11 protein-coding genes are annotated in these 12,437 nt (G+C 32.6%); 3 read left to right on the plus strand and 8 right to left on the minus strand.

Going from position 1 to position 12,437, the window contains the following annotated elements:
* Entirely contained in the window at positions 1–1,602 is a 1,602-nt protein-coding gene (locus tag CLJU_RS18900) for a GxGYxYP domain-containing protein (RefSeq protein ID WP_013240440.1), read from the plus strand.
* Between the two features lie 498 nt (positions 1,603–2,100).
* Here CLJU_RS18900 and CLJU_RS18905 read toward each other — a convergent pair whose 3' ends face one another.
* The 6 genes from CLJU_RS18905 to CLJU_RS18930 all read right to left on the minus strand — a co-directional run bounded on the left by CLJU_RS18905 (position 2,101) and on the right by CLJU_RS18930 (position 9,202).
* Complete coding sequence (locus CLJU_RS18905) at positions 2,101–3,231, minus strand: glycerate kinase (RefSeq protein ID WP_013240441.1); 1,131 nt, start codon at positions 3,229–3,231, stop codon at positions 2,101–2,103.
* Between the two features lie 40 nt (positions 3,232–3,271).
* A complete protein-coding gene (locus tag CLJU_RS18910) occupies positions 3,272–4,522 on the minus strand; it encodes an MFS transporter (RefSeq protein ID WP_013240442.1) in 1,251 nt (416 codons plus the stop codon).
* Between the two features lie 339 nt (positions 4,523–4,861).
* On the minus strand, positions 4,862–5,857 hold the full coding sequence (gene pdxA / locus CLJU_RS18915) for a 4-hydroxythreonine-4-phosphate dehydrogenase PdxA (protein WP_013240443.1): 996 nt from the start codon (positions 5,855–5,857) through the stop codon (positions 4,862–4,864).
* Positions 5,850–7,115: a four-carbon acid sugar kinase family protein gene (locus tag CLJU_RS18920; protein WP_013240444.1), complete on the minus strand. Its 1,266-nt coding sequence runs from the start codon at positions 7,113–7,115 to the stop codon at positions 5,850–5,852. The genes pdxA and CLJU_RS18920 overlap by 8 nt, the downstream gene beginning before the upstream one ends.
* 340 nt (positions 7,116–7,455) lie before the next feature.
* A complete protein-coding gene (locus CLJU_RS18925) occupies positions 7,456–8,196 on the minus strand; it encodes a polysaccharide deacetylase family protein (protein ID WP_122059711.1) in 741 nt (246 codons plus the stop codon).
* Positions 8,197–8,251: 55 nt separating this feature from the next.
* Positions 8,252–9,202, minus strand: coding sequence for a fused DSP-PTPase phosphatase/NAD kinase-like protein (locus CLJU_RS18930; protein WP_013240446.1), 951 nt, complete (start codon positions 9,200–9,202; stop codon positions 8,252–8,254).
* A 127-nt stretch (positions 9,203–9,329) separates the two neighbouring features.
* Here CLJU_RS18930 and CLJU_RS22710 point away from each other — a divergent pair, with 127 nt between their 5' ends.
* Together CLJU_RS22710 and CLJU_RS23235 are read left to right on the plus strand one after the other, a co-directional pair.
* Positions 9,330–9,482, plus strand: a complete 153-nt coding sequence (locus CLJU_RS22710; RefSeq protein WP_013240447.1) for a hypothetical protein — start codon at positions 9,330–9,332, stop codon at positions 9,480–9,482.
* Between the two features lie 12 nt (positions 9,483–9,494).
* Positions 9,495–9,617: a hypothetical protein gene (locus CLJU_RS23235; protein ID WP_023162421.1), complete on the plus strand. Its 123-nt coding sequence runs from the start codon at positions 9,495–9,497 to the stop codon at positions 9,615–9,617.
* Positions 9,618–9,678: 61 nt separating this feature from the next.
* On the opposite strand, the gene CLJU_RS18935 is transcribed toward CLJU_RS23235, so the two are convergent.
* Positions 9,679–11,001, minus strand: a complete 1,323-nt coding sequence (locus CLJU_RS18935; RefSeq protein WP_013240448.1) for a 2-hydroxycarboxylate transporter family protein — start codon at positions 10,999–11,001, stop codon at positions 9,679–9,681.
* Positions 11,002–11,034: 33 nt separating this feature from the next.
* The gene (locus tag CLJU_RS18940) at positions 11,035–12,264 is read right to left on the minus strand and encodes an NAD(P)-dependent malic enzyme (protein ID WP_013240449.1); all 1,230 of its coding nucleotides are present in this window, start codon (positions 12,262–12,264) and stop codon (positions 11,035–11,037) included.
* Positions 12,265–12,437 lie beyond the last annotated feature (173 nt).

Genomic DNA, 12,437 nt, shown 5'->3' on the forward strand with positions numbered 1-12,437 from the left:
ATGAAATTTAAAAAATCTATTGTACTAATTATTTCTATTTTTTTATTTGGTATATTTATCCCAAATGTACATGCTTTTTTAGGCAAGCCTTATTATGTAAAAAACTCGAAAATACCACATCACCTTTATGTAATTTACCAAAATGATCTAACTCCTGCAGAAAAAACTATGATAGTCACCCTTCAAGGAGTAATATCAAATAAGTCAAATTCTCAAATATATACTTTAAACAAAAATCAACCTGATTACAAAATATGGCTGGATGATTTAAAAACAAATTACGGGGTAACTTATACCATAGTAAAAGATCCCTGGTATTTATTAGATAAATTTAAATCACTAGTGTCTGGATATGTACTTTACAGCAGTTATCCTGAGAAAAACCCTTCTATTAACAATGCCTGCTCTCTTGCAGCATTAAAAAATTCCATAGCTATAGATAAATCTATAGAAGATAAGGTTAAAAGTACAGGAATTAAAATACAGGGTGATTGTGTAAACACCGATAAATATTGGGCTTATAATAATTTGTGGAATTCAGGACTAAATCATTCCGTTGTAATTCAGCTGTCTCCAAATAAAAATGCTCCTCTTAGAGATTATGGAATCATGAGTAAATGTTTAGTGTTTTATGAGGATGATCTAAAAGATTTCTCACTAAGGGATAAAGTTTTTGAGTCTATGAAAAAGGACTCTACATGCCTTGGATGGGGGCCTGACGAACATGGTAATGTAAGTGCAGCCTCTAAAAATGGAGTAAGTATGGTTCCTGCAGATTGGTCTTACAATTTAACAGTATTAAGTGCCTTTCCATCAGTACCTTTAACACAAAAAAGCAGTGTAAAGCCTGATAAAAAACTTTTCTATCAACCTATGCACTACGTAACTTTTATAATGTCAGATGGAGATAACCAGCAGTGGAACCTGGGGAGTAATTATGGATCTGAAAAATGGTACGGATCTCCTAAAAGAGGTAGTTTTAATATGGGATTCAGCATAAGTCCTTCTATGTATGAACTAGCGCCTACCGTTTTTAAACTATATTATAAAAATACATCTTCAATTCCTTATAGGGATAACTTTGTAGTATCACCTTCTGGCAATGGTTATATGTACCCTAGTAAATTTAAGGAAGATTCTTTAAACGCATATCTAAAAAGATTAAACAATTATATGGCAGATGTAGATGAAAGGTATGTATCAGTTTTGGATGATTGGTCACTTTATGATACTAAATTATGGAATAAATACACTACTTGTTCAAATGTTGACGGTATATTCTACCTTAATTATAATAAGCAAAATGACTATAAAGGTAAAATTGTATGGAGCAATGGAAAACCAGTGGTGTCCTGCAGAGATGTACTCTGGTATGGACTGGAAGAGGAAGATGCTCTTATAAATAACATAAATAATTATGTTAATAAAGGCTACACCAACATATCCAAACCTGAAGCCTATACGTTTGTGTACGTTCATGCATGGAGTAAATCTATGAAAGACGTAGAAAAAGTAATAACAGAGTTAAATAAAAATCCTAAAGTAAAAGTTGTCCCACCAGATACATTTATGGATATTATGAAAAAGAATATCAGTAAATAAGCTCTATAGGGGAATCTAAGCAAAAATCAACTTATACTCCGGATATCTTTTACAACCTTCAGCTCGTTAAATATTTTGATAAGTCTAAGTAAAAAATTCTAAAAAAGCTAAGAACTTTTGAAAACTCGTACCTCAGACAATTTAAAAGTTCTAAGTTTTTACGAATTTTTTCCAAGACTTATATACAAAATATTTAAAAGAGCTTCAGCATTGTAAAAATATGCCTGCGTATAAGTTGATTTTAAGCTAGAATACCCACATAGAGTTTTCAATTGAAATTTAGACTTATACATGAAATATAATGACAAAATTGAAGGCACTTTTAAAAATTTTTTTGTAAGTCTTAGTGAGGTATTTTAGGAAATCTTAGAAGCTTAGATATGTTTGAGGCACGAGTTTAGCTAAGCTTCTTAGCTTTTCAAAATACCGGACTTTAGACTTACTAAAATTTTTAAGGTGACGCAATTTGTCATTATATGATTTAGTATAAGTCAAATTCTAATTTAAAACTCCTACTATTGTTCTTATAATATCTTCTATTCTATCCTTTATTAATTCAGATGCATGCTCCATAGAATATTCAAGCGACGTAGGTTTATCTATGATACTAAATAAGGAAGTAACACCAATATCATATAAGCTCTTATAGTTATCTCCAAGACCACCGGACAATACAATTACAGGCTTATTGTATTTTTTAGCTAGTTTTGCAACGCCTAGAGGAGCCTTTCCAAAAGCAGTTTGAAAATCGGTGTTTCCTTCTCCTGTTATAACTAAATCACTGGCTTTTATTTTATCTTCCATTCCAGTAATATCAATTACAACATCTATACCTTTTTCTAATTTAGCATTTAAAAAGGCCATAAGTGCAAATCCCATTCCACCTGCAGCACCTGCTCCTGGAGTTTGTGATAAGTCCTTATTTAGAGTATCCTTCACAACCTCAGAATAATGCATTAAATTATCATCCAGCAATTTGACCATTTCAGGAGATGAATTTTTTTGAGGTCCATACACAAAAGATGCACCATTTTTACCACATAGAGGATTAACCACGTCCGATGCAACAATAAATTCACTTTCATATATTCTGCCATCTAAACTGCTTAAATCCACCCTTGCCAGCTTATCAAGGCATCCGCCTCCATAACCAATCTCCCTATTACATTCATCTAAGAAGCTTGCACCTAAAGCCTGCAGCATACCTGCACCACCGTCATTTGTAGCACTTCCTCCTATTCCAATTATAAACTTTCTACATCCTTTATTTAGAGCGCTTTCTATAAGCTGTCCAGTTCCATAAGATGTAGTTATAAGTGGATTCCTTTTATTTTCAGGTACAAGATATAATCCTGAAGCCGAGGCCATTTCTATAATTGCAGTTTTATCTTTTAATATTCCGTAATGAGCTTTTATTTTTTCTCCTAAAGGTCCATTAACTTTTTCAAAATATTCTGTACCTTTTGTAGATGAAACAATTGCATCTACTGTGCCTTCTCCCCCATCTGCAATAGGAACTTCCAGTATATCCATCTGAGATACCCTGAGTATTCCTTCTCTAAGAGCACTGCAAACATCTTTTGAAGACAAACTTCCTTTAAAGGAATCTGGAGCAAGAAGTATTCTCAATTTTAATTCCCCCTATAATGCTACTAGTACAACATTCTAATTAAACTACTGCATTTTGTTTGGCAGCACTTCTTCTAGACTTAATTACCATAGAAATAGCAGCCGTAATCATTAAGAATATTCCTAAAACAATAAATCCTAGGAATCCTCCAAATTTTCCTTGAATCCATCCTACAATGTAAGGTCCTAAAAATCCTCCCAAGTTTCCAAGAGCATTTATAAGTCCCATAGCTGCTGCTGCAAGTTCAGGTCTCAATATATCTGTAGGTATAGCCCAGAATGGTCCATAAGGTCCATATACTCCTATAGCTGCTATAATTAAGAATATCATTTTTCCTACAGCCGTATGTGCAAAATACTGTCCTCCAATAAGTCCAAATGCTCCAATTAAAAGAGGTATAGCAACATGCGTTTCCCTTTGATGCCTCTTATCAGATAAGGAAGAGTTAACAGCCATAGATGCCATTGCAAAAATAAAAGGTATTGCACTTATAAGTCCTACTGCAGAAGAATTAAGTCCTTTAAAACCTTTTACAACGCTTGGCACCCACATAGTATATCCATAAAAACCAGACATCCAGAAAAAGTAGGCAACCAAAAGCAATATAACTGTTGAATTTTTAAAAGCTGAACCATATCCAGTAGCTTTAGGCTTATTTTCATTTTCTTTCGCAATTGTATCTTCTACATATTTTCTCTCATCGTCAGATACCCATTTAGCATCAGCTGGACTATCAGATATTGCAAACCACCATACAAATCCCCAAATAAGAGGTAAAAGTCCTTCAATTAAAAATACCATACGCCAGCTTGTTATAGATATAAGCCAGCCTGTAATAGGTGCCATAATAACAGCAGATAACGGCATGTTAATCATCCAAAAAGCATTAGCACGAGCTCTTTCTCCTGACGGAAACCATTTAGCAAGCAGTACTAAAACTGACGGCCATACACCACCTTCAAATACTCCTAAAAGTAACCTTAATACAAATAGCTGAGCTTTACTTTGTACTAAACTTGTACACATAGCAACTATACTCCAAAGCATAATCAGTATAAATACAACTTTTTTGGCACTCCACTTATCTGCTAGTATAGCAGCTGGTATCTGCAGTACCATATAACCTACAAAAAATATTCCTGAGGCTATACCCATATCTGCACTTGTCAAGTTAAATGACTTATCTATATATGGAAGTATCATAGACACATTTATTCTATCCATATAAGCCGTCATATACATTACAAATGCTATAGGTATAATTCTCACCCACCTTCTTGATGTCCCCATGTTCACACCATGTCCTTTCTTATAATTTATTTTTATCCGATGGCTACCAGCCGTAATACCCCCATCGCACACAGCGAAAGCGACTATCACCAAATCAAAGATTTGGGATATCTGCTTTTCTTATAAAGTGGGGAATATTAGAACTCTTGAGCTTCAGCGATTTAGAGTTCTTATGCTGTGCATAACGGCTGCTACGCCCCTGGATAACGATTTCTAAGTTTCAGATGGAGAAAAAACTCCACCTGAAACCAAGAACTCTGTTTATATAAACTAGTTCACTGTACTTAAGGTTTTAGATTATAGTTTGTTTTAAATGAGTCAGTACAGAAAACTAAGTTTTTATTTGTATACCTCCGCATATTCATAAGCCAGCTTAATTGCTTCCTCCATACTTACTGGACTTACAATATTTTTACCTGCAATATCAAAAGCTGTACCGTGATCAACAGATGTCCTTATAAAAGGCAGTCCAACAGTTATAGAAATAGTTTTTTCAAAGTCTACCATTTTTGTAGCAATATGACCTTGATCATGATATAGCGATATTACTGCATCATAAGTACCTTTTAATGCCTTATAAAATACTGAATCTGCTCCTATAGGCCCTTCTATATCTATACCTTTTTCTCTTGCAGCTTCTACCGCAGGAACGATTTCTTCAACTTCTTCCATTCCGAAAAGTCCGTGCTCCCCTGCATGAGGATTCAATCCTGCAATTGCAATCCTAGGATTTTTCACTCCCAGCTGCATAAGTCCCTTACTGCATTTTAGAATGTATTCATAAACCTTATCCTTTTTTACAGAACTTACAGCGTCCTTAAGTGATAAATGCCTGGTCAAAAAAAACACCCTTAAATTACGTACTTGAAACATGGTCATAGGATCACCTGTACCTGTAAGACCAGCCAATATTTCAGTATGTCCAATATAATTTATTTTTGCAGCTTTTAGAGCTTCTTTATTTATAGGAGTAGTTGCTATAGCATCTACTTTATGTTCACCTGCAAGCTCTACAGATTTTTTAATGAATTCAAAAGCTGATTTTCCTGCCTTTGCTTGTACCTCTCCAAATTTTATTTCATATCCATTTACATTATTTAGATCAATCAAATCAATCGTTCCAAATTCAAATTTTGCCTTTTCTACTTTATCTACAACATTTATTTCTAAATTTATATTTGTCACTTCTAAAGCTCTTTTTATTGCCCTCAATTCTCCTACTACTAAAGGGTTCACTTTATCATAAATAATTTTTTTGTTAAGAGATTTAACTACTATTTCAGGTCCTACACCTGCTATATCCCCTATTGGTATTGCTACAATTTTTTTACTCATTTTTACTACCACCTTTAACATTTTTTTCTACAGCAGACAATATAAAGTCTGCAGATGTTTCATTCCCAATTAGTCCTCCTTTGGTTATTATGTTTAATCCATCAAATTCCCCTCCTACTGCTTTTCCGTATACTGCAAGTGGAATTATTTCATCTATTATTTCCACACCAATTGAATTTATATTTTTCAAAAACCCCTGGCTTATATCTCCTCCAGTTAAATAAGCAAGATTAATATTGAAATCCTTTACGCTAAGTATATCTTTTGCTAGCTTATTTAATCTATCTGATATAATATAAGATATACTCATGCTAGCTTTATCCATTATTTCATCTTTTTCTAAAGAAGTACTTATGCAGAGATATTTATACTTCTTATAATTTTGTTTAAAATAACTTAACGCCTCTTGCAATTCGTCTTCAAAATTATCTATTAAATTACTCACATCTACGTTATAAATAAGTATATTTTTATGTTCTTTAAAATATTCTATTTGCCTTCTAGTTAAATCTGTAGTACTTCCTATAACCATTAAGCTTCTATAAAAATCTTCTTTGCCTGACTTTAACAAGTTTAATGAAAAATATGCCGTAAAAGGCCCTGGATCTATGCATACAATTTTCTGCTGTGACAATACACATGCATCAGCTATAATTTTAATATCCTCATCTGTTACTGCATCTATAACAATTATTTCATTAGAATTATCCTGTATTTCTCTACTTAAAAAATTACTTCCTTTTAAAACTTTCTCCAAAGATATATGTCCAACACTTTTACTGCTCTGAGATTTTATAATATCAATTACATTAGAAGATTTTACCGGGGTTTTAATATCCTTTGAAACATTAGTTTTTTCTAGTGGTACTCCATTTACAAGAACATATCCTCCAATACAAATTCGTCCAGATGAAGGATAAGACGCTACTACAACAGCTTTATATTCTTTCCCCAATTCATCTAGTACACCATCTATTTCACTTCCTGCGTTTCCTCTCAAGGTACTATCTATTCTTTTGCTTATAACTTTAACTTGATCTTTAAATTCATGGGTTATACTTTTAATCAAGTTATACGAATACTGCTTTTCCTTATCTCTAGTGTCTGTGTTTATACAGAAAACATCTTCATCACTATGAAAATTTTTCACATCATCACTTCTCAAAAAAGAAATAGCATTTAGTCCCTTTGTCTTAAGTAGTACCCCTGTATCATTTGCGCCTGTAAAATCATCAGCCATCACTAAAACACCTGGCATATATACCCTCCTCTTTTAATTAAACCAGATATATCTATTCTCTCTTTCTCACTTTTGTTTGCTACTTTCTTGTCCATATTTCTTTTAAAAAATCTACTATTTTAATACGTCTCTCTTCTGGAAGGATTTTGTTTTCTCCTTTGTTATAATAAAATATGTAATTTGTTCTATACTGTTTATATATGTTCATATTTGTTTATATATGTTATAAACTATAAAAAATATATAATTTCTTCTTATTTTTTAAATTTTTAGAAATTATTTCAAAAAAACCTAAAGAGACTTAGATAAACTTGTGCATCAGACATATCTAAGTCTCTAAGGTATTCTAACTTAAAAATCAATTTTTAAATAACTTTTCTAAAAATGAAGAAGCTTTATTAGTTTTTATGGGAAAATAAACCTCATCTGTATTTTCTGTTATAGGCTCAAATTCATAGCCATGGGATTTGTAATAACTTATTACTTGAGGCAATGCAGTACAAGTATTCTTATGCATATAATCACAGTGCATTAAAAGTATTACTGGATTATGCTTATCTGGATCTTTAGTAGCCTCTTTAACTAGTTTATACGGTGGAATCTTTGGATTAATTCCATCAGGTGCCTGTATGTTCCAGTCATATATTTTGAACTTATTGTTGTGCAATTTCTCTAAAAATCTTTTATTTAGATGTTTCCTGCTCCCTCCTGGAAATCTTATTAAGTGACTTTCCTTCCCCGTAACTCTCTTTATTATTTCGTTAGATTTATTCATTTCATCTATAAAACTGTCACCATTTCTGTATATTTTTCTATATTTGTGACTATATGTGTGAAGTCCTATACTGTGACCTTCACTATATATTCTCTTTACTACCTGTTCATTATCTTCTATTTGATTGCCTATGAGAAAAAATGTGGCTTTTACATTGTTCTCCTTTAGTATGTCTAGAAACTTATCTGTAAGTTTGCTGGGTCCGTCATCAAAAGTCAAGTAAATTACTTTTTTATTGTCCTTCTGCAAATCATCATTCAGGTTATGTTTTGAATTATTTGCAAAAACCACATTGGGGTTTATTGTCATAAAAAATATACACATAAGTACAACTGTTTTGACAAATATGTTATTTTTATATTTCAACCTATAGGACCTCCTAATCTAAGTCTTTAACTGAATCTTTATGGTTTTTTAACCACTCAGACCAGCTAGTATTAAAATTGTCCTTATTTTCTTTTGCGTATTCATAGAATTTCTTTATAAATTCCGATCTCTCTGAAGATTTACTTCCAACTTTATGAAAAGGCTTAAGTAAATTTTTCCCTCCAAGCAAAATCTGTCTCTCCATTATATCGTCTAAGCTTACATCCTTAGCATTTTTCATAATATCGTACATTGTCATAAACGTAGTAGTCCTTCCAATTCCGGCTTTGCAGTGAAAATGCATCCATGTACCTGGCGGCGTTTTCTTTACAATGCTTATGAAATAGTCCACCATTTCATCTGTAGGCCCTTCTGTATCTGTAACAGGTATTCTTACATAGGACATCTTATTTTCTTCCGTAAGTTCCCTCTCATCTTGAACTTTATCTGGAATTATTTCTTTTTCTTCAATACCAAGTTTCTCATTTAATTTGATACCTTTTAACCTTTCGCTTTCATCCTTTAATACCTGCTCCCTAGTAAGTCCCTTATTTGCATTATTTTTTTCTTCTCCTACCCAGCTAACTGCCAGGTCATTTATAAAACCATGGGACTCTTCCCTTAAATCTACTACCAATATAGGTACATTGCCTATTTCCTCTTTCACCATTTTTATATTCTGCCCTGTAAACTGTGCGCTGCCTGAAGCATTTAAAGAGGATAGTCCCTTCAAATTTAAGGCTTTACCATAAACTCTAATGTCATCTGTAGTTTTTCTGAATCTCTTAGGAATTTTATTTTTCTTTTTAGAGTCTATTTTAAGCTGTACATTTTTATTTTGTATGTGTTCAAGCTGCACATTTTCATTTTTCATTCCTGTAACTTCCTTGGAATATACTACAGGTACTCCAAGTAAAGATACTAAAAACATAGTGCACATAAAAATACTTAATTTTTTCTTCATACCTTGCCACCTCTTTTTTATTAATCACTTATATATTTTATAAATAATATCTCTGCTTATTATGTGTATATTTTCTTATTCAATGCTAAAAATAACTATGTATTTTGAATCTAAGGAGGGTATTTTTATGGCTAAAGCAGGAATGAGAAGGCCCGATCCAAGTGACCCTCATGGTACTGAAAGCAATAAAAAGATGAAATCTAATAGAAATACTGTGAAACCTGTGAAAGAAATCCAGGGAAAAGCTAAAACTGGTAATAAGAAAGCAGGATTAATTTAGGAGGTAACATAAATGACTAAGGACAGTCAGCCTGATAACAAAAAGGCCAGAGCTAAAAAAAGTAAAGGCCAGATACCTATTACTGAAGAAGGACAAAACCATAATAAAAACAGTAAAAAGAAATCAGCAAAATAAAAACATTTAAAATGGGAGAAGTCATTAACAATATATAATGACTTCTCCCTAAATTAATTTATTAACTAAACATTTTAAGCAGCAATGTTGCTATAACAACCATAGATGCTCCGCCAATTCTTGTAGATATTTGTGAAAATGGCATAAGTTCCATACGATTTGCTGAAGACAAGATTGCTACATCACCTGTGCCACCAAGTCCACTGTGACATGCTGTAACTAAAGAAGATTCTATTGGATACATATTTATATACTTGCCAATAAAAAATCCTGATGCCATCATTGACAAAACTATGGATATACAAATAATAATGTATGCTGGTGTGATTGCTCTAACCAAATCACTAAACGGAGTATATAATACACCAATACCAACTAACAACGGGTAAGTTAAGCTTGATGATACAAATTTATACAAGTGATGAACACCTTGTTCTGTTTCAGGTGGTATCACATTGAGATATTTAACTATTGCTGCAGTAAATATCATAATGATAGGTGCTGGTATTCCTATAAGCGGACTAGTTAAAAGACCAAATACATAGAAAGTACAAGCAATTAGAAGACCGCTTCCCATAAGTTTAAAATCAACAGGTTTTTCAGCTTTTTGTTCTGCAAGTATTTCATTATCTTCTTTTGTCTTTACTAACAGTCCATTACCAGTAAGGTCTGGTCTTTTTTCAGCATAACGTTTCAATACTCCAGCACTTACTATAGCAACAATATTTCCAAGTACTGCTGCTGGAACTAGTTTTGCAATAAGGAGACTTTGAGGTTGGTGTAGGATATCTGAATATCCCATAGTTAGTGGCAATATTCCTTCTCCAATTCCTCCATCAAGTATAGGGGCTACAATGTAGAAGAAAGTATAACCTGGCTTATATCCAAATAATAAGCCCACTAACATTCCACCTGCAATTGCCATAATAGTTCCTACAACTAAAGGAACAAACATCCTGACAAAACCTTTTATCAGTACTTTCCTATTCATCCCTAGTATACTTCCTACAACCAAGCATGAAATATATAAATATAAGAAGTTAGAATTTTTCATTATTCCAGTAATCGCTTTCATGGATGTTGTATTAAGCAGTTTAAAATATACCATCATAGAAGGTATTATTATTGATAAAATTGCAGCACCACCAATGTTTTTTAACACTGGAAGCTTTGAGCCAAGATCTCCGAAAAATGTTCCCAAAACTATGATTATTGCAAAACCACCAATCATATCTGCAGGAAGTTTTTTTGTTACTGAAGCAAAATAGATTATTGCCACCAGTACAATAAATATTGGAAGAGGTGTAACCCCTATTTTATAATTTACAAATTTTGAAATAAAATTATTATTTTCAGATTTAGGCATGTTAATTGTACCTTGCACGTAAATTCCCCCTTGTTTTTATATCCTCACATATTAAATTCCAAGCAAAGTCTTTGTATGTTTTTCAACCATCTCTGGAGTGACATCCTTTTTCCTTGCAACACCTGTATCAATAGCAGCTTTTGCCACATATGAAGCTACTTTTGGAGCTATTCTCAAGTCAAAAGCATTAGGTATTATATAGTCCGGTTTCAATTCTTCTTCACTTATAAGTTCTGCTATTGCATATGCTGCAGCTATTTTCATCTCATCATTTATTTCACTTGCCCTTACATCTAAAGCTCCCCTAAATATTCCTGGAAAAGCAAGCACATTGTTAACCTGATTTGGAAAATCTGACCTTCCTGTGCATACCACTTTAGCTCCAGCTTTTATAGCTAAATCAGGAAGTATTTCTGGATTTGGATTTGCCATTGCCATAATTATTGAATCTTTATTCATGGACTTTACCATTTCTTCAGTTACACAATTAGCTGCAGATACTCCTAAAAATACATCTGCACCTTTTAAAACATCAGCAAGACTTCCTTTCTGAAGATTAGGATTTGTTATTTCTGCCATTTCATCCTTAAACTTATTCATTCCAATTGGTCTTTTCTTGTATATAGCACCTTTTGTATCGCAAAGTATTACATTTTTTGTTCCCATTTTTATTAAAAGTTTTGTAATAGCAGTTCCTGCTGCTCCTGCTCCATTTACGACAATTTTTAAGTCTTCAAATTTCTTATTTACTATTTTTAATGCATTTATAAGACAAGCTGACGAAACAACTGCAGTTCCATGTTGATCGTCATGAAATACAGGTATATTACAAACCTTCTTAAGCTTTGATTCAATTTCGAAGCATTCTGGAGCTTTGATGTCCTCTAGATTTATTCCTCCAAAAGTTGGTTCCATAAGTTTTACAGCTGCTACAATTTCATTAATATCCTTGCTTTCCAGACATATTGGAAATGCATCTACTCCAGCAAAAGTTTTAAATAAAACGGATTTTCCCTCCATAACAGGAAGCCCTGCACCTGCGCCTATATTTCCAAGGCCAAGAACAGCTGTACCATTTGTTACAACAGCTACCCAATTTCCTTTTGATGTATAGTCATAAATACATTCTGGATTTTTATTAATTTCTAAGCAAGGTTCTGCAACTCCAGGTGTATATGCTAGTGTTAGATCTTCTTTGCTTTTAACCGGCACCTTGCATTTTAGTGCAATTTTACCTTCATTGTCTTTGTGAAATTTTAATGCAGTTTCTCTTAGATTCATGAACATTACCTCCAACTAATATTTAAATCATAAAAATAATTGCTTTATTACCTTATTTTCAAGTTTATTATAAATTTCATATTGCAATTTATAAAGTTATTGAAACTTTCTAAATAATTTTGTAACTAAAGTAAGTGAAAACCTTTAACCAAAATTTACGCAAATAAAAAAAC

Origin of the sequence: Clostridium ljungdahlii DSM 13528 (assembly GCF_000143685.1) — a bacterium.
Lineage (GTDB): Bacteria > Bacillota > Clostridia > Clostridiales > Clostridiaceae > Clostridium_B > Clostridium_B ljungdahlii.